Annotated in this window: 35 protein-coding genes; 14 read left to right on the plus strand and 21 right to left on the minus strand. The window is 73.8% G+C overall.

Annotated features, from left to right (window positions below; all coding sequences use genetic code 11):
* Positions 1–111 precede the first annotated feature (111 nt).
* Positions 112–738 carry a PAQR family membrane homeostasis protein TrhA gene (trhA, locus tag WHI96_RS19400; RefSeq protein WP_345640997.1) on the plus strand — a complete coding sequence of 209 codons (627 nt, stop codon included), beginning with the start codon at positions 112–114 and terminating at the stop codon, positions 736–738.
* 25 nt (positions 739–763) lie between these two features.
* On the opposite strand, the gene WHI96_RS19405 is transcribed toward trhA, so the two are convergent.
* Both WHI96_RS19405 and mca read right to left on the minus strand, forming a co-directional pair.
* Entirely contained in the window at positions 764–1075 is a 312-nt protein-coding gene (locus WHI96_RS19405) for a hypothetical protein (RefSeq protein WP_345640712.1), read from the minus strand.
* 92 nt (positions 1076–1167) lie between these two features.
* Positions 1168–2118, minus strand: a complete 951-nt coding sequence (gene mca, locus WHI96_RS19410; protein WP_425571506.1) for a mycothiol conjugate amidase Mca — start codon at positions 2116–2118, stop codon at positions 1168–1170.
* A gap of 471 nt (positions 2119–2589) precedes the next feature.
* Here mca and greA point away from each other — a divergent pair, with 471 nt between their 5' ends.
* Positions 2590–3078 carry a transcription elongation factor GreA gene (gene greA / locus WHI96_RS19415; RefSeq protein WP_174525543.1) on the plus strand — a complete coding sequence of 163 codons (489 nt, stop codon included), beginning with the start codon at positions 2590–2592 and terminating at the stop codon, positions 3076–3078.
* Positions 3079–3189: 111 nt separating this feature from the next.
* On the opposite strand, the gene ilvA is transcribed toward greA, so the two are convergent.
* Entirely contained in the window at positions 3190–4413 is a 1224-nt protein-coding gene (gene ilvA, locus WHI96_RS19420; protein ID WP_345640707.1) for a threonine ammonia-lyase, read from the minus strand.
* A 91-nt stretch (positions 4414–4504) separates the two neighbouring features.
* Between ilvA and WHI96_RS19425 the strand changes: the two genes are divergently transcribed.
* The gene (locus tag WHI96_RS19425) at positions 4505–4732 is read left to right on the plus strand and encodes a hypothetical protein (protein WP_073577681.1); all 228 of its coding nucleotides are present in this window, start codon (positions 4505–4507) and stop codon (positions 4730–4732) included.
* Positions 4733–4747: 15 nt separating this feature from the next.
* On the opposite strand, the gene WHI96_RS19430 is transcribed toward WHI96_RS19425, so the two are convergent.
* Genes WHI96_RS19430 through WHI96_RS19440 form a run of 3 tightly spaced genes read right to left on the minus strand, consistent with a single transcriptional unit; the run spans position 4748 to position 7783 of the window.
* Positions 4748–5893, minus strand: a complete 1146-nt coding sequence (locus tag WHI96_RS19430) for a cystathionine gamma-synthase (protein WP_345640703.1) — start codon at positions 5891–5893, stop codon at positions 4748–4750.
* Positions 5894–5931: 38 nt separating this feature from the next.
* On the minus strand, positions 5932–7302 hold the full coding sequence (locus WHI96_RS19435; RefSeq protein WP_345640700.1) for a cystathionine beta-synthase: 1371 nt from the start codon (positions 7300–7302) through the stop codon (positions 5932–5934).
* 19 nt (positions 7303–7321) lie between these two features.
* The gene (locus WHI96_RS19440) at positions 7322–7783 is read right to left on the minus strand and encodes a pyridoxamine 5'-phosphate oxidase family protein (protein WP_345640697.1); all 462 of its coding nucleotides are present in this window, start codon (positions 7781–7783) and stop codon (positions 7322–7324) included.
* Positions 7784–7895: 112 nt separating this feature from the next.
* Here WHI96_RS19440 and WHI96_RS19445 point away from each other — a divergent pair, with 112 nt between their 5' ends.
* Positions 7896–9116, plus strand: coding sequence for an acetyl-CoA C-acetyltransferase (locus WHI96_RS19445; RefSeq protein WP_345640695.1), 1221 nt, complete (start codon positions 7896–7898; stop codon positions 9114–9116).
* Positions 9117–9179: 63 nt separating this feature from the next.
* Here the strand turns inward: WHI96_RS19445 and WHI96_RS19450 are convergent, their stop codons facing one another.
* The 3 genes from WHI96_RS19450 to WHI96_RS19460 form a co-directional block, all read right to left on the minus strand.
* Positions 9180–9623 (minus strand): hypothetical protein, encoded by a 444-nt coding sequence (locus tag WHI96_RS19450; protein ID WP_345640692.1) that lies wholly within the window; start codon positions 9621–9623, stop codon positions 9180–9182.
* Between the two features lie 146 nt (positions 9624–9769).
* Positions 9770–10585: a Bax inhibitor-1/YccA family protein gene (locus WHI96_RS19455; RefSeq protein ID WP_345640689.1), complete on the minus strand. Its 816-nt coding sequence runs from the start codon at positions 10583–10585 to the stop codon at positions 9770–9772.
* A gap of 156 nt (positions 10586–10741) precedes the next feature.
* Positions 10742–11044, minus strand: a complete 303-nt coding sequence (locus tag WHI96_RS19460; protein ID WP_345640686.1) for a hypothetical protein — start codon at positions 11042–11044, stop codon at positions 10742–10744.
* Between the two features lie 191 nt (positions 11045–11235).
* Between WHI96_RS19460 and WHI96_RS19465 the strand changes: the two genes are divergently transcribed.
* A complete protein-coding gene (locus WHI96_RS19465) occupies positions 11236–11460 on the plus strand; it encodes a hypothetical protein (protein WP_345640683.1) in 225 nt (74 codons plus the stop codon).
* A 21-nt stretch (positions 11461–11481) separates the two neighbouring features.
* Here WHI96_RS19465 and WHI96_RS19470 read toward each other — a convergent pair whose 3' ends face one another.
* The gene (locus tag WHI96_RS19470) at positions 11482–11697 is read right to left on the minus strand and encodes a hypothetical protein (protein ID WP_345640680.1); all 216 of its coding nucleotides are present in this window, start codon (positions 11695–11697) and stop codon (positions 11482–11484) included.
* 256 nt (positions 11698–11953) lie between these two features.
* Here WHI96_RS19470 and WHI96_RS19475 point away from each other — a divergent pair, with 256 nt between their 5' ends.
* On the plus strand, positions 11954–12199 hold the full coding sequence (locus tag WHI96_RS19475) for a DUF397 domain-containing protein (RefSeq protein WP_345640677.1): 246 nt from the start codon (positions 11954–11956) through the stop codon (positions 12197–12199).
* Positions 12200–12206: 7 nt separating this feature from the next.
* Here WHI96_RS19475 and WHI96_RS19480 read toward each other — a convergent pair whose 3' ends face one another.
* Entirely contained in the window at positions 12207–13256 is a 1050-nt protein-coding gene (locus tag WHI96_RS19480; RefSeq protein ID WP_345640674.1) for an NAD(P)H-dependent flavin oxidoreductase, read from the minus strand.
* 102 nt (positions 13257–13358) lie between these two features.
* Here WHI96_RS19480 and prcB point away from each other — a divergent pair, with 102 nt between their 5' ends.
* The gene (prcB, locus tag WHI96_RS19485) at positions 13359–14150 is read left to right on the plus strand and encodes a proteasome subunit beta (protein ID WP_345640671.1); all 792 of its coding nucleotides are present in this window, start codon (positions 13359–13361) and stop codon (positions 14148–14150) included.
* 109 nt (positions 14151–14259) lie between these two features.
* On the plus strand, positions 14260–14613 hold the full coding sequence (locus WHI96_RS19490; RefSeq protein WP_345640668.1) for a bleomycin resistance protein: 354 nt from the start codon (positions 14260–14262) through the stop codon (positions 14611–14613).
* 5 nt (positions 14614–14618) lie between these two features.
* On the opposite strand, the gene WHI96_RS19495 is transcribed toward WHI96_RS19490, so the two are convergent.
* The gene (locus tag WHI96_RS19495; RefSeq protein WP_345640666.1) at positions 14619–14825 is read right to left on the minus strand and encodes a hypothetical protein; all 207 of its coding nucleotides are present in this window, start codon (positions 14823–14825) and stop codon (positions 14619–14621) included.
* Between the two features lie 85 nt (positions 14826–14910).
* Between WHI96_RS19495 and WHI96_RS19500 the strand changes: the two genes are divergently transcribed.
* Together WHI96_RS19500 and WHI96_RS19505 are read left to right on the plus strand one after the other, a co-directional pair.
* Positions 14911–15510 (plus strand): TetR/AcrR family transcriptional regulator, encoded by a 600-nt coding sequence (locus tag WHI96_RS19500; protein WP_345640663.1) that lies wholly within the window; start codon positions 14911–14913, stop codon positions 15508–15510.
* Between the two features lie 8 nt (positions 15511–15518).
* Positions 15519–16013, plus strand: a complete 495-nt coding sequence (locus tag WHI96_RS19505) for a hypothetical protein (RefSeq protein WP_345640660.1) — start codon at positions 15519–15521, stop codon at positions 16011–16013.
* Positions 16014–16023: 10 nt separating this feature from the next.
* Here WHI96_RS19505 and WHI96_RS19510 read toward each other — a convergent pair whose 3' ends face one another.
* Entirely contained in the window at positions 16024–16641 is a 618-nt protein-coding gene (locus WHI96_RS19510; RefSeq protein ID WP_345640657.1) for a GyrI-like domain-containing protein, read from the minus strand.
* Positions 16642–16686: 45 nt separating this feature from the next.
* On the opposite strand from WHI96_RS19510, the gene WHI96_RS19515 reads away from it, so the two are divergent.
* Entirely contained in the window at positions 16687–17220 is a 534-nt protein-coding gene (locus tag WHI96_RS19515) for a putative immunity protein (protein ID WP_345640654.1), read from the plus strand.
* Between the two features lie 29 nt (positions 17221–17249).
* Positions 17250–17534 carry a putative quinol monooxygenase gene (locus WHI96_RS19520; protein WP_345640651.1) on the plus strand — a complete coding sequence of 95 codons (285 nt, stop codon included), beginning with the start codon at positions 17250–17252 and terminating at the stop codon, positions 17532–17534.
* Here the strand turns inward: WHI96_RS19520 and WHI96_RS19525 are convergent.
* On the minus strand, positions 17504–17773 hold the full coding sequence (locus WHI96_RS19525; protein ID WP_345640649.1) for an alpha/beta fold hydrolase: 270 nt from the start codon (positions 17771–17773) through the stop codon (positions 17504–17506). The genes WHI96_RS19520 and WHI96_RS19525 overlap by 31 nt on opposite strands.
* A 147-nt stretch (positions 17774–17920) precedes the next feature.
* Between WHI96_RS19525 and WHI96_RS19530 the strand changes: the two genes are divergently transcribed.
* On the plus strand, positions 17921–18376 hold the full coding sequence (locus WHI96_RS19530; protein ID WP_345640647.1) for a GNAT family N-acetyltransferase: 456 nt from the start codon (positions 17921–17923) through the stop codon (positions 18374–18376).
* Between the two features lie 15 nt (positions 18377–18391).
* Here WHI96_RS19530 and WHI96_RS19535 read toward each other — a convergent pair whose 3' ends face one another.
* The 3 genes from WHI96_RS19535 to WHI96_RS19545 form a co-directional block, all read right to left on the minus strand.
* On the minus strand, positions 18392–18946 hold the full coding sequence (locus tag WHI96_RS19535) for a dihydrofolate reductase family protein (protein ID WP_345640644.1): 555 nt from the start codon (positions 18944–18946) through the stop codon (positions 18392–18394).
* Between the two features lie 5 nt (positions 18947–18951).
* On the minus strand, positions 18952–19590 hold the full coding sequence (locus tag WHI96_RS19540; protein WP_345640642.1) for a dihydrofolate reductase family protein: 639 nt from the start codon (positions 19588–19590) through the stop codon (positions 18952–18954).
* Between the two features lie 219 nt (positions 19591–19809).
* Positions 19810–20187 carry a cupin domain-containing protein gene (locus tag WHI96_RS19545; RefSeq protein WP_345640640.1) on the minus strand — a complete coding sequence of 126 codons (378 nt, stop codon included), beginning with the start codon at positions 20185–20187 and terminating at the stop codon, positions 19810–19812.
* A 76-nt stretch (positions 20188–20263) separates the two neighbouring features.
* Here WHI96_RS19545 and WHI96_RS19550 point away from each other — a divergent pair, with 76 nt between their 5' ends.
* Entirely contained in the window at positions 20264–20719 is a 456-nt protein-coding gene (locus WHI96_RS19550) for a MarR family winged helix-turn-helix transcriptional regulator (protein WP_345640638.1), read from the plus strand.
* 25 nt (positions 20720–20744) lie between these two features.
* On the opposite strand, the gene WHI96_RS19555 is transcribed toward WHI96_RS19550, so the two are convergent.
* The 4 genes from WHI96_RS19555 to WHI96_RS19570 all read right to left on the minus strand — a co-directional run bounded on the left by WHI96_RS19555 (position 20745) and on the right by WHI96_RS19570 (position 22783).
* Positions 20745–21545: a methylenetetrahydrofolate reductase gene (locus WHI96_RS19555; protein ID WP_345640636.1), complete on the minus strand. Its 801-nt coding sequence runs from the start codon at positions 21543–21545 to the stop codon at positions 20745–20747.
* A 106-nt stretch (positions 21546–21651) separates the two neighbouring features.
* Positions 21652–22041 (minus strand): pyridoxamine 5'-phosphate oxidase family protein, encoded by a 390-nt coding sequence (locus WHI96_RS19560; RefSeq protein WP_345640634.1) that lies wholly within the window; start codon positions 22039–22041, stop codon positions 21652–21654.
* A gap of 62 nt (positions 22042–22103) precedes the next feature.
* Positions 22104–22487 carry a DUF1761 domain-containing protein gene (locus WHI96_RS19565; RefSeq protein WP_345640632.1) on the minus strand — a complete coding sequence of 128 codons (384 nt, stop codon included), beginning with the start codon at positions 22485–22487 and terminating at the stop codon, positions 22104–22106.
* Complete coding sequence (locus WHI96_RS19570; RefSeq protein WP_345640630.1) at positions 22484–22783, minus strand: DUF1905 domain-containing protein; 300 nt, start codon at positions 22781–22783, stop codon at positions 22484–22486. The genes WHI96_RS19565 and WHI96_RS19570 overlap by 4 nt, the downstream gene beginning before the upstream one ends.
* Between the last annotated feature and the right edge of the window lie 198 nt (positions 22784–22981).

Here is a 22981-nt window from a genome sequence, read left to right on the forward strand (position 1 = left end):
GGGAGCCTAGTCCCGGGTGTGGCGTTCGTCCGCCGGACGGGACCCGCGCCGTCGCGACCCGTAACGTCGGGGTGCGTGAGTATCGCCCCGTCCGCCCCGCTCAAGCCCCGTATGCGGGGCTGGCTGCACCTGTGGAGCCTCGTCGGTTCCGTCTTCGCGTGCGCCGCGCTCATCGCCGTCGCGGGGGCGCTCGTCGGGGCCTCCGCGGCCGCGGCCACGGCCGTCTACACGCTGACCACCTTCGGCCTGTTCGGGATCAGCGCGCTGTACCACCGGCACACCTGGGTCGACCCGGCGCGGCGACGGCTGATGAAGCGCCTCGACCACTCGATGATCTTCCTGTTCATCGCGGGCACCTACACGCCGGTCTCGGTGCTGGCGCTCCCCGCGGTGACCGCCACCTGGGTGCTCGCCGTCGTCTGGGGCGGGGCGCTCGCCGGGGTCGCGCTCAAGCTCGCCTGGCCGACGGCGCCGGCCTGGGTCGGGGTGCCCGTCTACGTCGCGCTCGGCTGGGTCGCGGTGTTCGTGCTGCCCGGGCTGCTGGCCGGCGGTGGCGTGGCCGCGCTCGTGCTGCTGCTCGCCGGCGGGGCCCTCTACACCGTCGGCGCGGTCATGTACGCGCTCCGACGGCCCGACCCGTGGCCCGCGACGTTCGGCTACCACGAGTTCTTCCACGCCGCGACGGTGCTGGCCTGGGCCTGCCACCACGTCGCGATCTGGCTGGTCCTGCTGCGCTGACCCGGCGCCTCCGCGGATCGGCGGTTCAGGAGCGGGCCGGTCCCGGCTCGCCGCGGTCGGCAGCGGTCCCGGATGCGGTGCCCGCCGGGTCGGATCCGCCCTCCGCGGTGTCCGCACCGTCGAAGGACTCCGGGAGCCGGGTGATCCGCTTGCTCATGTTGCGGATGAGGAAGACCGTCGCGAGCAGCAGGAGCAGCACGATCGCCAGCCCGGCGGGGGCCGCGTTGCCGAACTCGGGCAGCTGCCCGGGGGGCGGGGGCCGGTCCTGCATCGGGACGAGCAGGCCCGTCACGACCTGGTTCACCACAGCCGTCACGTTCTCGACCTGCACCGCCACGCGCCTCCGTACTCCGGTTCCCGGATCACCGGCACCACCCCGCAGCTGCGGGAGGGCCCGGTGACCAGGCTACCCGCGGAGCCCGCGCGCCCTCATCCGGCGCGACGGCGTTCCCCGCCGACCTCGACGGGGATGCCGGCGAACAGGTCGTCCTCCGGGACCTCGGTGTCGACCAGGGACTGGACCAGCTCGTAGTCCTCGGTGGGCCACACCCGGGCCTGCACCTCGAGCGGGGTGAAGAAGAACCTGCTGTCCGGGTCGATCTGGGTGGCGTGCGCGCGCAGCGCGTCGTCACGCCGGCCGAACCAGTCCGAGCACGGGACCTTGGTGGTCACCCGGGTGCCGGGGTCGGGCCGGTCGCTCTTCCAGTTCTCCAGCCACTCCGCGTACGGCGACTCCTGGCCGGACTCGACGATCGCGTTGTGGAAGGCCTCCAGCCGGGCCTTGGAGAAGCCGTGGCCGTAGTAGAGCTTCATCGGCTGCCACGGAGCCCCGGCCTCGACCCAGCGTGCCGGGTCGCCCGCGGCCTCCCAGGCCGCCATCGAGATGACGTGGGTGCGGATGTGGTCCGGGTGCGGGTAGCCGCCGTTCTCGTCGTAGGTGACGATCACGTGCGGGCGGAACGCGCGGATGACCTTCACCAGCGCCGCGGTCTGCTCCTCGACGTCGCCCAGGGCGAAGCAGCCCTCGGGCAGCGGCGGCTTCGGGTCGCCCTCGGGCAGGCCGGAGTCGACGAAGCCGAGCCAGACGTGCTGCACGCCGAGGATCCCGGCGGCGCGGGCCATCTCGGCGTTGCGGACCGCGGTCATGTTCTCCAGGACGTCCGGCCGGTCCATCGCGGGGTTCAGGATGCTGCCCCGCTCACCGCCGGTGCAGGTCACGACCATGACCTCGTGCCCCTCGTCGACGTACCGGGCGGTGGTCGCCGCGCCCTTCGACGACTCGTCGTCGGGGTGGGCGTGCACCGTCATCAACCGGAGACGCTCGCCGGGCGCCGGCGGCTGGACCGGGCGCGGGGCGGACGGGGTGTACTGCGTAGCCATCGGGGTGGGTTCCTCCACGGTCACCGGACTCGGGTCCCGCACCGGTGGTCTGCCGGCGGCGGGCGGCGAGGTCGTGCTCAGGACGATCCTGGCAGAGGGGACCGACAGGAACCGCGCCGAGCACGGGCTCCGGCATCGGCAACGCCGTCACCCGCACCATCTGTTCCCGCCGGGCACCTGTCTGCGACGGACGGTTGCCGCCGGTGCGAGCGGGGCCGCGGCGTAGCCGTCGACAACCCCGTTACCTGCGAATATTCCTCGACAGGGAACTATCCGGTACGCGCGCCCGTTCACCGAAAGGCTGCGATGAGCGGCACGCTCCGTGGTAAGGTGAGCCCCACACGACCCGCCAGCGGGTCGTGTTTTTCCTTACTCGGGGCGTGCTGCTCGGAGCCGCCACCCCCGTGTGCCCGCCGGGCGCCAGGCGTCCCGGCGGCGACACGTCCTGTTTTCCTGGAGGAGTTGATGACGGTGACGGACACCCAGGCCACCTGGCTGACCCAGGACGCCTACGACCGGCTGAAGGCCGAGCTGGACGGGTTGATCGAGAACCGGCCCGTCATCGCCGCGGAGATCAACGCCCGCCGCGAGGAGGGCGACCTGAAGGAGAACGGCGGCTACCACGCGGCCCGCGAGGAGCAGGGCCAGCAGGAGGCCCGGATCCGTCAGCTGCAGGAGCTGCTGCGCACCGCCCAGGTCGGCACCGCGCCGTCCAGCTCCGACGAGGCCTCCCCCGGCACCGTCCTCGAGATCCGCTACGAGGACGACGACGAGACCGAGAAGGTCCTGCTCGGCTCCCGCGAGGAGGGCAGCCACGGCGACCTGCAGGTCATCTCCCCGAACTCCCCGCTCGGCGCGGCGCTGCTCGGCGCGAAGCCGGGTGACACCCGCGAGTACCAGCTGCCCGACGGCGGAACCATGAAGGTGACGCTGGTGTCGGTGGAGGCCTTCACCGGCTGACCCACGACCACCCGCGGAACGGGCCCGGCCGGTCGGCCGGGCCCGTTCGCGTGTCGGAGCGTGTCGGAGCCGGTCAGGTCGGTCGGAGCCGGTCTGGCTCGTCGGGGCGGGTCAGGGCGTGGCCACGGCGTGCCCGGCCTCGCGCAGGTCGGCGACGATGGCGTCGCGGTGCTCGGGCCCCCGCGTCTCCACACTGAGCTCGACGTCGACCTCCCCCACCGCGAGCGCGCCGCTGATCCGCGAGTGCGCGACGTCGGTGACGTTGGCCCCGAGCCGCCCGACCCGGGCCAGGAGTTCGGCGAGCGCGCCGGGGCGGTCGGGCATCCGCATGTGCAGCGTGAGGTAGCGGGACGACGCGACCAGCCCGTGCCGGATGACCTGCAACAGCACGAGCGGGTCGACGTTGCCGCCGGACAGCACGCACACGACCGGCCCCGGCCAGCGGTCGGGCTGCTCCATCAGCGCGGCGACGGACGCGGCACCGGCCGGCTCGACGAGCATCTTCGCCCGCTCCAGGCAGTGCAGCAGCGCCGCGGACAGCGCGTCCTCCGACACCGTGACCATCTCGTCGATCAGGGCGCTGACCTGGGCGAACGTGACGTCACCCGGCCGGCCGACGGCGATCCCGTCGGCCATCGTGCGCATTCCGCCGACCGGCATCGGCTCGCCTGCCGCCAGCGACGACGGCCAGGCCGCGGCACCCGCGGCCTGCACCCCGACGATCCGGATGTCCGGCCGGGCGGCCCGCAGGACCGCGGCCGTCCCGCCGAGCAGCCCACCGCCGCCCGCGGAGATCAGCACCGTGCCGGCGTCGGGGACCTGGTCGAGGATCTCGCAGCCGACGGTGCCCTGCCCCGCGATGATGTCGGGGTGGTCGAAGGGGTGCACGAACACCGCACCCGACCGTTCGGCGGCCGCGGTGGCGGCCGTGACGGCCTCGTCGACGGTGCGGCCGGTGAGCACGACCTCGGCGCCGTAGCCGCGGGTCGCGTCGACCTTCGGCAGCGCCGCCCGCTCGGGCATGTACACGGTGGCGCGCACGCCGAGCAGCCGTGCGGCGAGCGCGACGCCCTGGGCGTGGTTGCCCGCCGACGCCGCGACGACGCCGCCTGCGCGCTCGTCGTCGGAGAGGCGGGCGATGCGGGTGTAGGCACCGCGGATCTTGAACGAGCCGGTGCGCTGCAGGTTCTCGCACTTCAGCCCGACCCGGGAGCCGGTCAGGTCGGACAGGGCGCGGGCGCCGGCGACGGGCGTGGTGCGCACGACCCCGGAGAGCAGTTCGCGGGCGGAGAGCACGTCGTCGGCGGTGACCGGGGGGATGACGGGGGCGGCCATCCCGGCAGTCTCGCACCGCCCCGGGTAGCCTCGCCGGTGTCTCACCGGGCGTGACGTCCCCTGCGCGCCCGGTGTCGGGAGGGACTCGCGAATGACGCGTCTGCGCACGACAGCACCGCTGCTGCTGGCCGCCGGACTGGCCGCGCTCGCGGTGGCGACCGTGCACGACGCGGGCTGCGCCGACCCGGGCCGCTACGAGGCCCGCGGCGACGGCACGTGGTCGCTGGTCGGCGGCTGCGTGGACCCGGGTGACCTGGTCATCCCGCCGCCGCCGGTGGTCCAGCCCCCCGCGCCGTCGCCGGAGCAGTCGCGCAGCTGAGCCCGCCCACCGGCGCTACCGGACGGCGTCGAGCGCGGCCCGCAGGTCGTCGAGCAGGTCGTCGCCGTCCTCGATGCCGACCGACAGCCGCACCAGCGAGTCCGGCACCTCGAGCATCGAGCCCGCGGTCGAGGCGTGGGTCATCTCCCCCGGGTGCTCGATCAGCGACTCGACCCCACCGAGCGACTCGGCGAGGGTGAACAGCCGGGTACCCGCGCAGATCCGCAGCGCCGCGTCGCGCCCACCCGCGGCGAGGAACGACACCATCCCGCCGAACCGGCGCATCTGCTTGACCGCGACCTCGTGGCCGGGGTGCCCGGGCAGGCCCGGGTAGAGCACCGAGGCCACCGCGGGGTGCGCGGAGAGCATCTCGGCGACGCGCTCGGCGTTGTCGCAGTGGCGCTCCATGCGCACCGCGAGGGTCTTCGCGCCGCGCAGGGTCAGCCACGCGTCGAACGGGCCGGGCACCGAGCCGGTGGAGTTCTGGACGAACGCGATCTGCTCGGACAGCGCGTCGTCGTCGGTGACCAGCGCGCCGCCGACGACGTCGGAGTGGCCGCCGACGTACTTGGTCGTGGAGTGCACGACGACGTCGGCGCCCAGCGCCAGCGGCGTCTGCAGGTACGGCGAGGCGAAGGTGTTGTCGACGACGAGCAGCGCGCCCGCGGAGTGCGCCACCCCGGCCAGCGCCGCGATGTCGGCGATGCCGAGCAGCGGGTTGGTCGGGGTCTCGCACCACACGACCTTGGTCGTCGGCCGCAACGCCGCGCGCAGGGCGTCGTGGTCGGCGAGGTCGACCGGGGTGTGCTCGACGCCGAACCCGGACAGCACCTTGTCCACCAGCCGGAACGTGCCGCCGTAGGCGTCGTGCGGGATGACCAGGTGGTCACCGGGCCCCAGCAGGATCCGCAGCAGCGTGTCCGTCGCCCCCATCCCGGAGCCGAACGCGTGCGCGTGCCGGCCGCCCTCCAGGGCCGCGAGCTGGTCCTGCAGCACGGTCCGGGTCGGGTTGGCGCTGCGGGAGTACTCGTACCCCCCGCGGGTCCCGCCGACACCGTCCTGGGCGTAGGTCGAGCTGGTGTGGATCGACGTCGTGACCGCGCCGGTCGTCGGGTCCGGGACCTGGCCGGCGTGGATCGCGCGCGTGGAGAAGCCCTGCATGGGCGCCGAGGCTACTCCCGGCGCCCGTGCGGGTCGGATCAGGCGTTGCCGCCGAGGAACGCGATCACGTCGGACCGGGTGACGACGCCCGCGGGCTTGCCGTCCTCCAGCACCAGCGCGGCGTCGGCCTTGGCGAAGGCCTGCATCGCGTCCTGCACCGACTCGCCGGCGCCGAGGGTCGGCAGCGGGTCGGACATGTGGTCCTCGAGCCGGTCCGAGAGCTTGGCCCGCCCGGTGAACAGCGCGTCGAGCAGGTCGCGCTCGCTGACCGACCCGGCGACCTCGGCCGCCATGACCGGCGGCTCCGCCTTGACCACCGGCATCTGGGAGACGCCGAACTCGCGCAGGTAGAGCGCGGCGTCGGCGACGGTCTCGTTGGGGTGTGCGTGCACCAGCGCGGGCAGCGCGCCGTCCTTGCGCCGCAGCACGTCGCCGATGGTCGCGCCCTGCGACGGCGGGAGGAAGCCGTAGCTGGCCATCCAGCGGTCGTTGAAGACCTTGCCGAGGTAGCCGCGGCCACCGTCGGGCAGCAGCACGACGACCACCGCGTCCGCGGGCAGCGTCGCGGCCACCCGCAGGGCGGCGACGGTCGCCATCCCGCAGGAACCGCCGACGAGCAGCGCCTCCTCGCGGGCGAGGCGGCGGGTCATCTCGAAGGAGTCGGCGTCGGAGACGGCGACGATCTCGTCGCAGATGTCGCGGTCGTAGGTGGTCGGCCAGAAGTCCTCGCCGACGCCCTCGACCAGGTACGGGCGCCCGGTACCGCCGGAGTAGACCGAGCCCTCCGGGTCGGCGCCGATGATCCGCACGGCGCCGTCGGAGCGCTCCTTGAGGTACCGCCCGATGCCCGAGATGGTGCCGCCGGTACCGATCCCCGCCACGAAGTGGGTGATCCGGCCCTCGGTCTGCTCCCAGATCTCCGGGCCGGTCGAGTGGTAGTGCGACTCGGGGTTGGCCGGGTTCGCGTACTGGTTGGGCTTCCAGGCGCCCTCGATCTCGCGGACCAGCCGGTCGGAGGTCTGGTAGTAGGAGTCGGGGTGCTCCGGGTCGACCGCCGTCGGGCACACCACGACCTCGGCGCCGTAGGCCTTGAGGACGTTGCGCTTGTCCTCCCCGACCTTGTCCGGGCACACGAACACGCACTGGTACCCCTTGCGCTGGGCGACCATCGCCAGCCCGACCCCGGTGTTGCCCGAGGTCGGCTCGACGATCGTGCCGCCCGGGCGCAGCTCCCCGGAGGCCTCGGCGGCCTCGACCATCCGCAGGGCGATGCGGTCCTTCACCGATCCACCGGGGTTCAGGTACTCGACCTTGGCCAGGACCGGCGGGGCGATGCCCTCGGCCGTCGCCCCCAGCCGGACGAGGGGTGTGTTCCCGACCAGGTCGACGACGTGCTCGACGTAGCGCATGCACGCATCCTCGCACCGCTCACTCGCGTGAGACCTCGTGCATCCCGCCACCGGGGGTCCACCAGCGCACCACGAGACGGTTCCGCTCGTCGTTCAGGCCGGTCCAGACGACCTCGGTCAGGTCGACGCGGAACGCGTCCCCGGTGACCGGCCCGGACAGCGGACCCTGCAGCACCGCCCGGCCCGACACCTTCAGGTCGCCGTCCCCGAGGTCCCCGCCGGACTGGTCGGCCGGTGCGGCGTGCAGCGCGAACCGCGGGTCCCGCCGCAGGTCGGCGCCCTTCCGGGCGCCCGGCATCGACCCGAAGGAGAGCTCGGTGCCACCGCCGGCGTCGTCCAGCACCACCTCGATCCCGGAGACGCGCGGCGACCCGTCGGCGCGCAGCGTCGCGATCACGAGCGCGATCCCCCGCCGCAGGATCCGCTCGGACAGGTCGGCGAACGCGGGCTCGGCCCGCCGGAAGTCTCCCCACGACGTCATGACCCAGAGCATGCCGCGGACCCCTGACGGTTTCGTCACGCCGTCTCCCGCTCATCGGTTACCGACGAGTAGGGTCTGGTCGAGAGGTACCTGCGATGGAGGAGGACGTCCCATGCCCGAAGCCGTGATCGTCGCCGCGGCCCGGTCCCCGATCGGCCGCGCCCACAAGGGCTCCCTGGCCGGGATGCGCCCGGACGACCTGACCGTGCAGATGGTCCGCGCCGCCCTGGGCCAGGTCCCGCAGCTGGACCCGGCCGAGATCGACGACCTGATGCTCGGCTGCGGCCTGCCCGGTGGGGAGCAGGGCAACAACCTGGCCCGGATCGTCGCGATCCAGCTCGGCTACGACTCGCTGCCCGGCACCACCATCACCCGGTACTGCTCGTCGTCGCTGCAGACGACCCGGATGGCGCTGCACGCGATCAAGGCCGGTGAGGGCGACGTGTTCGTCTCCGCCGGTGTCGAGACCGTCTCCCGCTTCTCCCGCGGCACGTCGGACTCCTGGCCGGACACGCACAACCCGTTGTTCGCCGACGCCGAGGCCCGCACCGCCGAGACCGCCGAGAAGGGCGCCGAGACCTGGACCGACCCGCGGGACCAGAGCCTCCTGCCGGACGCCTACATCTCCATGGGGCAGACCGCGGAGAACCTGGCGCGGTACAAGAACGTGTCCCGGGAGGACATGGACCGGTTCGCGGTGCAGTCGCAGAACCGCGCGGAGAAGGCCATCGCCGACGGCTTCTTCGCGGGCGAGATCACCCCGGTGACGCTGCCCGACGGCACGGTCGTCGACACCGACGACGGCCCCCGCCCCGGCACCACCTACGACAAGATCTCGCAGCTCAAGCCGGTCTTCCGCCCGGACGGCCGGATCACCGCCGGCAACGCGTGCCCGCTCAACGACGGCGCCGCCGCCCTGGTGGTCATGTCCGACACGAAGGCCGAGCAGCTCGGCCTCACGCCGCTGGCCCGGGTCGTCTCGACCGGTGTCACCGGGCTCTCGCCGGAGATCATGGGCTACGGCCCGGTCGAGGCCTCCCGGCAGGCGCTGCACCGCGCCGGGCTCACGATCGACGACATCGACCTGGTCGAGATCAACGAGGCCTTCGCCGCGCAGGTGCTGCCCAGCGCCCGCGACCTGGGCGTCGACGAGGCCAAGCTGAACGTGCACGGCGGCGCGATCGCGCTGGGCCACCCGTTCGGCATGACCGGCGCCCGCATCACGACGACGCTGATGAACGGCCTGCGCAGCACGGGCGGCCGCTACGGGCTCGAGACGATGTGCGTCGGCGGCGGCCAGGGCATGGCGCTGGTGATCGAGAACCTCGCCTGACCCCACGGCGTCCACGGACGGGCCGGTCCGCCTCGCGCGGGCCGGCCCGTCGGCGTCACGGGGTCAGGCCGCGTGGCCGGGCGGGTCGATCCGTACGCCGGTGGCCTCGATCTCGGCCTCGGTCCGCAGCCGGGCGAACTCCCGGTCGGCGTCGAGCGCGCCCTGGGTCCCGCCCGCCTCGACGTGGGCGCGCAGCGGCGGGTCCTCGACGCCGACGGCCCGGCAGACGTCGAGCAGCACGTCGTCGTAGGCGGCCAGCAGCGCCAGGCGCCGGACCCGGGTGGCCGGCTGCGGCCCGCGACGCAGCCGGTCGAGGCGCCGCAGGTCGGCCACGAGCCGTTCCAGCGGCGGCCCGATCGGGCGCGCCGGCGCCGGGCGGCGGTGCCGCGCGGCGACCCAGCGCACCAGGCGGGGCAGGCGTACCAGCAGCCCCACCAGCACCGCGGGCCCGAACGCGATCCCCAGGACGATGGCGATCCCGGTGACGACCGGGTCGTTCCCGGGCACGACACCGACGCTACGACTCCCGGCCCCGCCGGACCACCCCCGGACACGACGACGCCGCGGACACCGGAGGTGTCCGCGGCGCGCGCGACCGGAGGGGGCGATTCCGGCCGCACCCGGCCCTCACGGGCCGGGTCGTGGGTGACCGGTCAGTCCTGGCGCAGGTAGCTCAGCAGGCGCAGGATCTCGATGTAGAGCCAGACCAGCGTGGTCATGAGACCGAACGCGATGTACCAGGAGTACTTCGCCGGGACGCCGGCCTTGACCGCGTTGTCCGCCGCGTCGAAGTCGAGCAGCAGGCTGAACGCCGCCACACCGATCACGACGACCGAGAACAGGATGGCCAGCGGGCCGCCGTCACGGAGGCCGAGGCCGCCGTCGGTGAAGAAGCTCGCCACCAGGTTCGCCAGCATGAGGACGACGACGCCGATCAGCGCGCCCATCATCCACTTGGTGAACCGCGGGGTGACCCGGACGGCACCGGTCTTGTAGACGACCAGCATCCCGAAGAACACACCGGCGGTGCCGATGAGCGCCTGGAAGGCGATGCCCGGGTACAGGGTGTTGATCGGCCCGGTGATACCACCGAGCGCGACACCCATCGCGATCGAGTAGGTCAGCGTCAGCGGGGCGCTGGGCTTCTGCTTGAAGATGACGATCAGGGAGACGACGAGCCCGACGATGAACGCGGGCAGCGCCAGGATGTAGAGCCCCGACATCGCGGTCAGGAAGCCCGCGACGAGCGCGAGTCCGCCGCTGATGGCGGTCTTCTGGACGACGTCGTCGACCGTGATCGGCCGGCCCGTGTCCTGGGTGGCCTGGGTCGGGTCGACGTAGGACGACCGGGAGCCGGCCATCGCGGCGCCCCCGCCCATCATGCCGCCACCCGAGCGGTCGAACGTGGCGTAGCCGCCCTGCTTCTGTGTGGGCAGGTTGCGGAACGCCGGGTTGCTCGTGGAGCGCACCTGGATCCTCCTCGACGGACGTGTGCGGGGCCCACCTCTGGCAGGCCCTCACACGTGTGCAACGCCGAGGGAGCGCCGGGGGTTCCCGCTGGTAAAAGAAAATTTACCGCGTCCGGGGCGTCCGGCGTCAGTCCCGTCTCCCACAACGGGCGACGATCACCGTCCCGGGCGTCTCACCTGCGGGAACGTCGACGTCGGCGGCAGCGGTTCGGCACGCACCGCGGGCATCTCGGGCGTGGTGTCGAAGCGACGGTCGTCGGCGGTGTCGGTACGCCCGTCGGACAGCGGCGCGTCACCGCGCATCTCGGCGCGGATCAGCGCGGGCCAGCGTCCGACCGAGCCGAGCGCGGCCACCGCGGCACGGCGACCCGCGGGGCTGACCAGGACGGCGACGACGACGAGCAGCGCGACGGCGACGACCACCACCACCGCCACGCTGCCGGAACCCGGAGCGAACACGGGCGTACCTCCTCGCAGAAGCGGGCGCCCGGCCGGGGGCAGCCGGACCCACCCTCGCGCCGTACAACGATCTCGTGGCAGCTCGGTCACGGGCCGTCACCTCGCAGCGCGCGGGTCCGGGCGGGCCGCACTACTGTCGTCGCGTTCGGCGACGGCACCTCCGTCGCCTCCAGCGAAAGGACGGTCCGGACATGTGGGCCCTGCTCTCCCGGCACCTGCGCGTGTGGCTGCTGCTCGCGGTCGGTGCACCGCTGCTGGCCTGGCTCCTGGGCAGGATCGGTGACGCCGTCGAGCGCCGCCGCGGCCCCAACACCTTCAGCACGCTGACCCACACGGGTCGCCGCTGGCTGGAGCGCCGCACCCGGGGACCGCTGCGCCGCCGGGAGCAGACCGACCCGGAACGGCTCGCCCGCTGACGGGTCGCGTGCGGGGCCGGCTCAGGCCGGCAGTACCCGGCGCAGGCCCCAGCCGCGCCGGCGGGCGGGGCGCCGCGACGCATCCTCCGCCGGTGACGTCGGGTCGAGCTCCACGCAGCGGCCGCACGGAACCCCGGCGACGTCGATCAGCGGAGCCGGGGACACGAGATGGCCGCACAGCGCCGCGTACCGGCCGGTCCGCATCGAGTGCGGTGCACAGAGTTCCGAGTCGGTCACCTTGTGTGCACGACCGTCGAGAACGGACGTCACCGTGAGGACATCGGGTCCGCCGGCGTCGTTCGTCCGTCCGGCGGTCACGACGACATCCACCCGACGGCAGATCGGTGCGTCGACCGGCGCATTCACGGGCCCCCTCAGCGTGTCGGTCGTTCCATCGTCACGGATGACACGTGCGGATGCAAGATCGCCTGCACAGTCTTTCGACACTCTCCGCAGTCACACGGACGCAGCGGACACATCCGGAGGTCCTCCCATGTCCCACCCGAACGGCACGCGCGCAGCAGATCTCGGCCCCGTGACGTGGCGCCGCCCGGCCGGCGGGACCGAGGCCGGGCAGAACGTGGAGTTCGCCGTCCTGGACGACGGCCAGGTCGCCGTCCGCAACGCCCGCGACCCCGAGGGCCCGGTACTCGTCTACACCCCGGCCGAGATCTCCGCGTTCGTCGACGGCGCCAGGAAGGGCGAGTTCGACGACATGGTCGACCCCTTCCGCGACTGAGCCGGGCTCACGGCAGCAGCGGGTCCGCCTCGCGCCACAGCCGGGCGACGACCTCGGACGCCGGGTCGGTCGTCGCACGTCCGGCGGCCTGCCCGGCCCAGTGGTTGACCCGGTCGACCGCGCCGGGCTCGCCCGCGCGGTAGCGGGCCACCAGCCGTCGCTGGTGGGGGTAGGGGGCCGGGGCCGGGGCGCCCGGCACGGTCCAGGCGCGGACGTAGTCGGTGGCGATGCCGCGGGCCAGCCGGCCGGTGTAGGCGCGGGTGGTCGTCGTGCCGGTGGGGTCCAGGCCGTCGAGCCGGGCGGACCAGCCGCCGTCGATCCCGGCCTCGGGGCTGCGCAGCAGCGCCGTCCCCACCTGCACCGCGCTCGCGCCGAGGGTGAGCGCGGCGGCCAGGGCCCGGCCGTCGCCGATCGCGCCGGCGGCGACCACCGGGACGCCGACGGCGTCGGCCACCCACGGGACGAGCGCGAGCAGCCCGACCGAGACGGCCTCGGCGTCGGCGGGGTCGGTGGTGCCGCGGTGCCCGCCCGCCTCCATGCCCTGCACGACGACGGCGTCGGCCCCCGCCCGCTCCGCCGCGAGGGCCTCGGCGCGGGTCGTGACCGTCGCGAACCAGGCGCAGCCCGCACCGTGCACCGCGGCGACCTGCTCGGCCGTGAACAGCCCCATGATCGTCGATACGGCCGCGGGCCGGGCCGCCAGGACGGCGGCGAGCTGGTCGGAGAACGACGGTCCGGGGCCGCCGGGCGGTGCGGGTGTGCCGCCCAGGGTGTCGAGGTAGGCGGTCTGCAGGCCCACGTCGTCGTCGGCGGGCGGGTCGGGGATCCACAGGTTGAGCTGGAACGGCGCGGTCCCGGCGAGCGCGCGGAAGCGGGCGGCCCAGTCGGCGATCGCCTCCGGGGTGTCGTTGACGACGCCCGCCGCACCCATGCCGCCCGCCGCGGCCACCGCGGCCGCCAGCTCCGGCGGGCAGGCCCCGGCCATCGGGGCCTCCAGGACGGGCACCCGCAGCCCGTGGCGTGTACAGAAGGACTCGGCCCGGCTCCGTGCGCTCACCGTTGCGAGTGTGCCATTCCACCGCGGGTGGACCGGGGCGCCGCGGACGGGAAGGATCGGCCCCGTCCCCGCCCCGCAGTGCGAAGGAGCCCGCTCCCCCTCATGACCGGACCCTCGTTCCTCGAGCAGCTGCGCGCGCACGCCCCCGAGCTGCTGCCCTCGCACCTCCCGCGCGACCCCGCCCAGCGGGTCACCGCCGACCTCGACGTCCCGCACGGCACCACGATCATCGCCCTGACCTGGGCCGACGGCGTACTGCTCGCCGGTGACCGGCGCGCCACCTCCGGCAACCTGATCGCACAGAAGGATCTGGTGAAGGTCGTCGGCATCGACGACACCTCCGCCGCCGGGTTCGCCGGGTCGGTCGGGCACGCGTTGCAGATGCTGAAGATGTTCGCGGCCGAGGTGGAGCAGTACGAGAAGGTCGAGGGCGCGCCGATCAGCCAGGACGGCAAGGTCCGCAGGCTGTCGAGCATCGTGCGGGAGAACCTGGGCGCGGCGATGCAGGGCTTCGTCGCACTGCCGCTGTTCGTCGGCTACGACCCGACCGACCCCGACCCGGTCCGCATCGTCACCTACGACCCGACCGGCAGCATCAAGCGCGCCCGGTCCGGCTACGTCGGCATCGGGTCCGGCTCGCAGTTCGCCGAGGCGTCGCTGAAGAAGCGGCACGACCCGGGCGTCGACCGGGCCGGCGCGATCGCGCTCGCGGTCAACGCGCTGTGGGACGCCGCGGACGACGACACCGCCACCGCGGGCCCCGACCTCACCCGGGCGATCTTCCCGAACCTGATCACGGTGACCGCCGACGGCGTCGAGGAGATCGGTGTCGACGAGGTCCGGGCCGCGACCGAGCGGATGCTCGCCGAGCGGGCGGAGCGTCCCGGGGGCTGAGCCGGCTCCGCGAGCTCGACGACGACCGGGCGCATCCCGTGCACGAGTGCCCGGTCCAGCTCGTCGTGGCGACTGGTCACGGCGGCGAGCATGCGGGCAGACTGCCTCGGTGTCCACGCTGCGCTCGGTCGCCCCGGTCTTCGCCACCACCGATCTCGACCGGTGGCTGGACCACTACCGGGCGCTCGGGTTCACCGTCGAGCGCTACGACGACGGCTACGGCTTCGCCGTCCTCGGCGGCGTGGAGCTGCACGTCTCGGTGCTGCCCGACCACGACCCGGCCCGCACCGCGGGCTGCGCCTACCTGCACGTCGACGACGCCGACGTGCTCCACGCCCGCTGGTCCGCCGTGGCCGGCGGCCGCGAGGTGGCGCCGGTCGACACCCCCTACGGCCTGCGTGAGGGCGCGCACCACGACCCGGACAACAACCTGCTGCGCTACGGCTCGCCGCGACAGGACTGACCGGATCAGCCCGCCTTCTCCCGCCGGTCGGCCACCACGACGACGACCGCGGTGACCACGAGCAGGACCGTGGGGTAGGCCCACGGCAGCGCCGGCGCGTCGCCGACCACGAAGGACCACAGGCCGATCCGGCCGGTGACCAGGTACTGCAGCAGCGGGATCACGCCGAGGACCACCCCGAGGAACCCGGCGACGTTCTGTGCCGTCTTCACATGCCCTCCCTGGGTTGCGATGCACTCGCATTGCAACAGCCCCCGGCCCGGCTTGTCAATGCGGCCGCATTGCTACGGTGGCGTCGTGCCCCGTTCCGTCGACCACGACACCCGACGCTCCGAGATCGCCGACGCCGTGCTCGCGCTCGTCGCGCGGTCGGGCACCGAGGCGGTCTCGCTGCGCTCGGTCGCGGCCGAGGCCGGCATCTCGATGGGCCGCGTACAGCACTACTTCGCCAGCAAGGACGCGCTGCTGCTGCACGCCCTGGACCGGTCGCACCGGCAGATGGAGGAGCGGATCGAGGCCAGGGCCCGGGCCGTGGGCGGCGGCGACCGGACCGTCCTCGCGACGATCCTCGACGAGCTGCTCGGCGCGCACCCGCGGACCCGCGACGCACTGCGCATCCACGCCGCCTTCGCCACCCGTGAGGTCGACGAGCGGGCGCGGGCGATCCTCACCGACGGCGACGACGAGATCCGCGCGCTCGCCGTCCGGGTCGTCGCCGACGCAGGGTCGGCCGACCCGGACACCGACGCGCACGCGCTGCTCGCCCTGACCTCCGGGCTCAGCACGGAGGTCGCGCTGCACGGCGCCCCCGTCGACCGCGCCCGGCGCACCCTGACCGCGATACTCGACCGGCTCGCCCCCGCCACGGCGCGCGGGCCGGCCGGCGACCGGGAATGATCCGGGCGGTGCGCCCCTGGTTCCCGCTCCTCGCCGGTTCGGTGTTCTACGCGTTCGCGCTGGTGTGGGCGGCCGGTGAACTGCCCGAGGACGGGGTGCCGCTGCACTTCGACCCCACGGGAGTGCCGACCGCGTTCGGCAGCCGCGCCTGGTTCCTGACGCTCGGCACGCTGTTCGGGCTGCTCGTCGCCGGGATCGGCGCCGGGCTCTACCTCCTGGTCACGACCGGTTCGTTGGCGCGGGTGTCGGTGCCGCACCGCGACTACTGGATGCGACCGCAGCGGGTCGGGCGACTGCGGCACATGCTCGCCGAGGACATGGGACGGACCTTCGGCGCGACGCTGCTGCTGCTCACCGCGGTCCCGGTGACGGCGGTGTACGCCACCCGCACCGATCCGCCGCGGCTGCCGGTGGGGCCGGTCTGGGTGGTGCTGGCGCTGCTGGTCGCCGGGATCGTCGGGTACTGCGTCCATCTGGCGCGCTACCGGTACCGCCCGGCCTGAGCGCCGGTGATCACGCGTCGGCGACGGGCTGGCGCAGGATGGTGCGCAGCTTCTCCGGGGCGGTCCGGCGGGGGTCGCCGAGGTAGATCTCGTGATGGCGCCCGGTCATGCGGAGCCCGTGCTCCGGGATGAACTCCGTGTGGATGCGGTGCAGGAGCGGGGCCTCGTCGTCGTAGGGGCCGACGTGCAGGGCCTGCACGCAGCGGCCCTCCGACAGCGGCGCGAACCGGACGTCGTCGATCCGCTCCGGCGCCTTCTTCCGCCGGACGGTGGCGACGGCGTCGTCGACCATCGCCGCGGGAACCCAGTCCGGGATCATGATCATCATCGTCCACGACCAGCTGGCCTTGTCGCGGGACAGGGTGAAGGAGTCCATGTCCTCGGCCCACCAGAGCCCCTCCAGGGGCATCACGACGTGGTCGCGCCCGAGCTCGCGCCTGCTGGCGAACTTGCAGGTGTAGGCGACCGGGTACAGCGCCTCGACCGCCGCGGTGTAGACGGGGGTGTTCGGGTCGCCGTGGCCGTCGATCATGAGGAACCGCAGGTCGGGGACGTCGACCAGCTCGGGGGTGTCGCGGCGCGCGGCGTAGCAGGGCAGCTCGCGCTTGAGGTCCACCGTCGTCGGCACGGACCCATCCTGGCGGAGGTGCGCGCGGTGCGGGAAGGTGCTGCGATGGCACGGATCGGACCGGGGGACGTCACCCTCACCATGGCCGACCTGCGGGTCGTGACCCGGTTCGCCGCGGAGTGCGCCGCCGAGACCCTCCCCCTGTTCGACGCGCCCGGCGACGTCCGCCCCCGCGCGGCGCTCGACGCGGCGTGGGCCTTCGCCGACGGCGCCGAGCGGTCGCGGCTGCAGCGGGTGACCGCCGTCGACGCAGTGCGGGCGGCGAAGGACGCCCGCACCCCGGCCGGCAGGCACGCCGCGCTGGCCGCCGCCGACGCCGCCGCGTCCGCCTACCTGCACCCACTGGCGAAGGCCACCCAGGTCGGGCACATCCTGCGCGCGGCCGCGCACGCCGCCCACGCCGTCGAGCTGGCCGAGGGCGACGCGCCCCGCAGCGGCGACGCGCAGCTCGACCGTGCCCGGCGGCGCGCGACACCGGAGCTGGTCGACGTCCTGTGCCGCTACCCGCGCGCGGCGGCCGGCAGCAGCCGCGTGGCCGCGCTGACCACCGCGCTGGACGACGCGCTGCGCGACCGATGAGTCCGGGGCCGCGCGGCGGTCCCTCCTGCATGCTGATCGTCGCGGGCCACCTGCTCACCGACCCCGCCGACCGGGACGCCCTCGTCGCCGAGGGGACGCGGGCGGTCGCGCTCGCGCGCTCGGCCCCGGGCTGTCTGGACTTCGCCCTGACCGCGGACACCCTGGACCCGGCGCGGGTGAACGTCTTCGAGCGCTGGGCGTCGGAGGAGGAGCTGCTCGCGTTCCGCGGCTCCGGGCCGGACGGGGGCACCGCGGCCCGGATCCTGGACGCGGACGTGCGGCGCTACGTCATCTCCTCCGTCGGCGACGCCTGACGCTCACGCGCCGCGGGCGACCGGGCGAGCACGGCCGCCGCGAACACCTCCGGCTGCTCGCCGTGCCCGAGATGCCCGGCGCCGTCGACGGTCTCGGCGTGCAACCCGGGGACGACGACGGCGAGGTCGTGCACCGTCCCGCCCCAGGACGACGCCTGCGCCCCCGTCCCGTGCGCGAGCGGCGTGCCGCTGCCGTACCCGTCGCAGGCCGGGGTCGTGCCGCGCACCGGGATCCGCATCGTCGCGCCCTCCGTCGTCCGTCCGCTGCGGACGGGCGGTCCGCCCCGGCCGCCCGCGGGCCGGACTCGTCGTCGGGGTCGTGGTGCTCGCGCCACGCCGCCCCGGCGGCGCGCGGGCCGAGCACGGGGCGTCGCTAGTCTGCGCCGATGGTGACCATCCGACCGGCCGGTCAGGACGACGTCGACATCGCGGCCGGGCTCGCCCGGCAGGCGTACGGGCACTACACCGCCCGGATCGGCCGTCCGCCCGCACCGGTCGGCGCGGACTACGCGGCCGCGGTGCGCGGGGCGACCATGTGGGTCGCCGAGGACCACGGCCGGGTCGTCGGCCTCCTCGTCCTGCTCGACGGCGACGGCCGGCTCCTGCTCGACAACGTGGCGGTCGACCCGTCGGCGCAGGGGCGGGGCGTGGGCGCACGGCTGCTCGCCTTCGCCGAGGACGAGGCGCGCCGCCGCGGCCACGACCGGATCGAGCTCTACACCAACGAGGCGATGACGGAGAACCTCGACTACTACCCGCACCAGGGCTACGTCGAGACCCACCGCGCCGAGCAGGACGGCTACCGCAGGGTCTTCTTCACCAAGCGCCTCTCCCCCGCCTGAGGCGTCCGGCCCGGGTCAGCGGACGCGCCGGTAGCGCAGGTGCACGGTCCCGCCGTCGAACACGCGCTGCTCGACCAGCCGCAACCGCAGGTCCGCACCGGGCGGCAGGAACCGCTTCCCGCCGCCGAGGACGACCGGCACCACCCGCGGACGGAACTCGTCGATCAGGTCCAGCAGCGACGCGGCCAGCCCGGGCCCGCCCACGGCCAGCTCGCCGTCGGTCTCCTCCTTCAGCCGGGCCACCTCCTCCAGCGCGTCGGCGCGTCGGACGAGACGGCACCCCGGCGCGACCGAGGTCAGCGAGTCGGAGAACACGACCCGCGGGATCGCGGTGTAGAGCTGCGCGAACTCCGCCTCCACCGGGTGACCGTCGGCCCGCTCGGGGGCGGTCCAGAAGTCCTCCATGATGTCGTAGAGGTGGCGGCCGAACAGGAACACCGACGTCGCACGGGTCTGGTCGTTGGACAGGCGGTGCACCTCCTCGTCGGGGTCGCCGAAGGCGATGCTGCCGGTGGGGTCCTCGACGAAGCCGTCGAGGGACATGCTCATGGAGTAGGTGACGAAGCCCATGGGTGTCAGGCCTTCCGGTTCCAGAACTGGTGGATGCGCCCACTCGGCGAGGCGACCGACTCGACCGTGAACCGGTCCTCGATGCCGGCCGACCCCTCCCACGGGGACACCCCACGCCCCAGCACGATCGGCAGGACCACCACGTGCATGACGTCGACCAGGTCGGCGTCGAGGAACTGCCGGATCGTCGAGGGTCCCCCGCCGAGCCGGACGTCCAGGTCCCCGGCGGCCTCCTGCGCGACCGTCAGCACCTCCCGCGCCGACCCGTCGACGAAGTGGAAGCTCGTCCCGTTCGCGAACTCGATCGGCGGCCGCGGGTGGTGGGTCATGACGAACACCGGGGTGCCGAACGGGGGCTCGTCGTCCCACCAGCCCTGCCAGCCGTCGTCGGTCCAGGGGCCGGTCTGCGGGCCGAACTTGCGCCGCCCCATGATCTCGGCGCCGATCCCCTGGGCCCACGTGCTGGTCAGCGCGTGGTCCAGGGTGACGGGGGCGTCCACCCCGCCGATCCCGTGGATGAACCGCCCGTCGAACCCGGCGAAGAGCCCCCCGGCGGCGCCGATCGGGGCGTCGAGACTCACGTGGTCGCCGGCGGCGTAGCCGTCGAGCGAGATGAACAGGTTGTGCACCCGGGTGCGGGGCATGGGGCCTCCTCGGTGAACGCGCGGACCGCGTCGCGACGGTGGACCGGCGGGGGCGACGGAACTCATCGGTCGACGCGGGCCCGGCCCGGTGGGCCGCGTGGTGCCCGCGTGCCTCGTCGTCGAGGTCCGCGCCGTGGCCGGGACGCTCCGGCGCCGCGCGCCTCCGCGTCGACGCCGGGCCGACGCTCCCGTGTCACGCAGCGCCCGGGCTCGACCGGCCTACTGGGCCCACGGCGGTGTGATCCGGTCGCCGCTGCCGTTCATGCGTGCGGACATCCCGAGTGTCGTGGTGACCCAGGCCTGAGCGGTCTCGTCGCCGTCGTTGCTGATGCGGAACGCCGCCCCGGCCGGAACGAGGACGGCGTCCCCCGGCCTCGCCGTGAAGCGCTCGTCGTCGATCTCGACGGCGAGCGCGCCGTCCACGATGTAGAGGATCTCCTCGCGATCCATGGTGTGGGTGTGCCCGGGGGTCCCGGGTGCGAAGTCGGCGCGCCAGGCGGCCAGCGACCTCGACCCGCTGGCGCCGGCCGCGAACGAGGTGAAGGTGACGCCGTGCATCGCGAACGTGCGGGCGGTCCCGGCGGTCAGGTGTGTCATGACATCCTCCTAGATGGACAACCCGATTGACGATATACCGACAACCGGGTTGTCGGAAAGCCCCTAGACTGGGCCGATGGAGTCTGCGGACGACGTCATGACCCCCTTCCTGCTCATGCGGGCCTTCCGAGGACTGATCGACTCGGTCCATCGGCACCTCGCCGAGGAGGGCTATCCGGACGTCAGGGCCCACCACGGCTTCGCCCTGCAGGCCATCGCCGACGGATGCACCAGCGTGGAGCTCGGTGCGCGACTGAACGTCACGAAGCAGGCGGCCACCAAGACCGCACGCGGCCTGGAGGCGATGGGGCTGGTCCGCCGCGAGCAGAACGAGTCGGACCGTCGCGAGCGCACCCTGATCGTGACACCCCACGGACGGCGGCTCCTGGCCCTGTCGGCCACCGCGTTCCGCCGGGAGGTCGCCGGATGGCGCGCCCTCGTGGGAGACCCGGCCGTCGACGCGACGCTCCGGACGCTCGCTGCGGTCGGCACCGGCGGCCGGGGGGACACCGACCTGTCCGACTGGGGCTAGTGTCGCCGGCCGGAGCAGGACGCGGTCACGTGGAAGCCGGGCCGCTCCGGAGCTCGCGTTCGAGCGACGCCGCCACCTCGCGGAACCGGCTGACGGGGACGAGGTGCACCCCGGCGAACGCTCCCGTGTCACGCAGCGCCCGGATCTGCTCGCACGCCGCGTCGACCCCTGCGGACGGGCTGTGCACGACGCGGTCGACGAGCTCGTCCGGGATCTCGATGTCGGGGATGGACGCCCGCAGCCTCGTCGCCATCCCGGCACTCGCCAGGACCATGACACCGGCGTAGACGGGCAGGTCGGTCGGATTGGCCTCGCGCCACCGCAGGAACGCCTCGACGGAGTAGCCGACCTGGACGAACACGACGTCGGCCGCCTGCTTCCAGGACGCCATCCGGCGACGATGACCGGCGGTCACCCCGATGCGGAAGGGCGCGATCCCGGCGAACGGCTCCTGGTCGGTGGCCGCACGTGCTTCCTCGATCATGGCCCGCACGGTCAGCTCCCCGGTGCGGTCTCCGACCGACGGCTTGTCCCCCTGCACGAACAGGAACTGGTCCACGCCGTAGGCGGCGGCGGTCAGGAGATCCCGGCGGAAACCGAGCAGGTTGCGGTCGCGGGAGTTCACGCAGGCGATGCTGGTCCCGCCCATGGCCCGGACCTCGTTGGCCACCGCGATGCTCGACACCGTGGCGCGACCGATGTGGTTGTCGGGGATCAGGAACGCATCCGACACCGGGGTCATGACGCCGATCTGGTGGCGGGCGTGCGTCAGCTCGGGCCTGGTCGGCGGCTCGATCTCACAGATGATGCGGAATCCGTCGGTCACGGTCCGACGATAGGACCCGGGCCACCGGGAACCGGAGGGAGCGTCGCCGCCGGGGCGCCGCCGCACCCGGCCGTCGTCGACGCCGTGGCGCAGCTGCACCGCACCTCTACCAGGCCGTCCCCCGGAGCAGCCACCGGGTGGTGGCCACCTCGATGAGGGCACGCGGTCCCGAGCCGTCGTCGGCCTCGACGTCCCACCCGTACTTCCGGTCGAACAGTGCGACGACACCGGCCGGGAAGCCGCACGTCAGGACGGTGGCGACGCCCTCCGCCACCACGGGTGCCCGACCACCGTCGAGGGCCAGGGCGACCGCCGGGTGCGTGCGGCAGTTCCCGACCTTCACCGACGCCACGTTGCAGCCGACCCACCACGTCGAACGATCGACGACGAACCACACGGGGGTGACGTGCGGGGTTCCGTCGGGACGCACTGTCGTCAGCCATGCGATCTCGTCGTCCTGCAGGCGACGTCGGACCGTCGCGTCCAGCTCGTCCACCCCCGGAGTATCGCGGGTGCAGGCCATGACGAGTCCCGCAGAGTCCGTGACCCTGCCGTCGCTCAGTAGCCGACCGCGACGATCTGGGTGACGACGACGAGCTTCACGAGCCAGTCCCCGGCGTGGATCGCGGCCAGTGCGATCGGGACGCGCTCGTGGAAGACGGACCCGGTCAGGAGCACGACGGGGAACGCGAGCCACAGGCCGAGCGCGAGGACGACCACCCCGCCGACGCCGAGGTCCGGGCGGGCGACGAGCACGCCGAGGACGACGGCGAGAACGAGGTTGCGGACGAGCTCCACGCCGACGGTCGCGACCGCCGAGCGACGGGGTCCGGCGTAGGCCGGGGACAGGGCTGCCAGCCGGGATGCGAGTACGGCGTAGTAGGCGCTGCTGAGCACGAACGCCGCGAGCACGGCTCCGACGGTGGCGAGTACGGCGGTCACCGGCGGTCCAGACGCTCGTCGAGGTGGACGGTGACGGTGTCCCCGGCCTGCTTGCCGATCGTCGTCCGCACCGCTGCGGTCACGGGCAGCTTGTGCGTCCCGTCGCCGAGCGCCATGAAGGAACTCCGGAACGGGTGGCCGTCGATCGTGCCCCGGACCTTGACCAGGCCGCGGGTGGCGAAGAACTCGGCCGACCAGTCGGTGCGCAGGTAGACCCACCCGCCCGGGGCGTCGCTCTTCTCGAGCGTGGCGGTGAACGTGTGGTCGAGGGCGTGGGAGGCGACGGGATCGCTCATCGGGGTCTCCTTGTCGGGATGGCTGTCCGCGGGTCTGCCCGACCTGGACAACGGAGGAGACCGGCACCGGGCCGAGGACTCATCGACGACCCGGCCGTGGCGACACCGCAGGTACCCGTGCGGCCGGCACCGCGGCGTACCTCGTCCGAGGGATGCGGCGTCCGCACGGAGGACGGAACCCGGCCGAGCATGCACCTA

Source organism: Pseudonocardia tropica, from assembly GCF_040105315.1.
Classification (GTDB): Bacteria; Actinomycetota; Actinomycetes; order Mycobacteriales; family Pseudonocardiaceae; genus Pseudonocardia; species Pseudonocardia alni.

Bases quoted from the DNA above. Each gene is read 5' to 3' on its own strand.
- trhA (WP_345640997.1), top strand. From the start codon at position 112: ATGCGGGGCTGGCTGCACCTGTGGAGCCTCGTCGGTTCCGTCTTCGCG.
- mca (WP_425571506.1), bottom strand. From the start codon at position 2,118: ATGGCTACGCAGTACACCCCGTCCGCCCCGCGCCCGGTCCAGCCGCCG.
- ilvA (WP_345640707.1), bottom strand. From the start codon at position 4,413: ATGGCCGCCCCCGTCATCCCCCCGGTCACCGCCGACGACGTGCTCTCC.
- WHI96_RS19425 (WP_073577681.1), top strand. From the start codon at position 4,505: ATGACGCGTCTGCGCACGACAGCACCGCTGCTGCTGGCCGCCGGACTG.
- WHI96_RS19430 (WP_345640703.1), bottom strand. From the start codon at position 5,893: ATGCAGGGCTTCTCCACGCGCGCGATCCACGCCGGCCAGGTCCCGGAC.
- WHI96_RS19435 (WP_345640700.1), bottom strand. From the start codon at position 7,302: ATGCGCTACGTCGAGCACGTCGTCGACCTGGTCGGGAACACACCCCTC.
- WHI96_RS19440 (WP_345640697.1), bottom strand. From the start codon at position 7,783: ATGACGTCGTGGGGAGACTTCCGGCGGGCCGAGCCCGCGTTCGCCGAC.
- WHI96_RS19445 (WP_345640695.1), top strand. From the start codon at position 7,896: ATGCCCGAAGCCGTGATCGTCGCCGCGGCCCGGTCCCCGATCGGCCGC.
- WHI96_RS19465 (WP_345640683.1), top strand. From the start codon at position 11,236: ATGTGGGCCCTGCTCTCCCGGCACCTGCGCGTGTGGCTGCTGCTCGCG.
- WHI96_RS19475 (WP_345640677.1), top strand. From the start codon at position 11,954: ATGTCCCACCCGAACGGCACGCGCGCAGCAGATCTCGGCCCCGTGACG.
- prcB (WP_345640671.1), top strand. From the start codon at position 13,359: ATGACCGGACCCTCGTTCCTCGAGCAGCTGCGCGCGCACGCCCCCGAG.
- WHI96_RS19515 (WP_345640654.1), top strand. From the start codon at position 16,687: ATGGCACGGATCGGACCGGGGGACGTCACCCTCACCATGGCCGACCTG.
- WHI96_RS19520 (WP_345640651.1), top strand. From the start codon at position 17,250: ATGCTGATCGTCGCGGGCCACCTGCTCACCGACCCCGCCGACCGGGAC.
- WHI96_RS19525 (WP_345640649.1), bottom strand. From the start codon at position 17,773: ATGCGGATCCCGGTGCGCGGCACGACCCCGGCCTGCGACGGGTACGGC.
- WHI96_RS19530 (WP_345640647.1), top strand. From the start codon at position 17,921: ATGGTGACCATCCGACCGGCCGGTCAGGACGACGTCGACATCGCGGCC.
- WHI96_RS19535 (WP_345640644.1), bottom strand. From the start codon at position 18,946: ATGGGCTTCGTCACCTACTCCATGAGCATGTCCCTCGACGGCTTCGTC.
- WHI96_RS19540 (WP_345640642.1), bottom strand. From the start codon at position 19,590: ATGCCCCGCACCCGGGTGCACAACCTGTTCATCTCGCTCGACGGCTAC.
- WHI96_RS19545 (WP_345640640.1), bottom strand. From the start codon at position 20,187: ATGACACACCTGACCGCCGGGACCGCCCGCACGTTCGCGATGCACGGC.
- WHI96_RS19550 (WP_345640638.1), top strand. From the start codon at position 20,264: ATGGAGTCTGCGGACGACGTCATGACCCCCTTCCTGCTCATGCGGGCC.
- WHI96_RS19570 (WP_345640630.1), bottom strand. From the start codon at position 22,783: ATGAGCGATCCCGTCGCCTCCCACGCCCTCGACCACACGTTCACCGCC.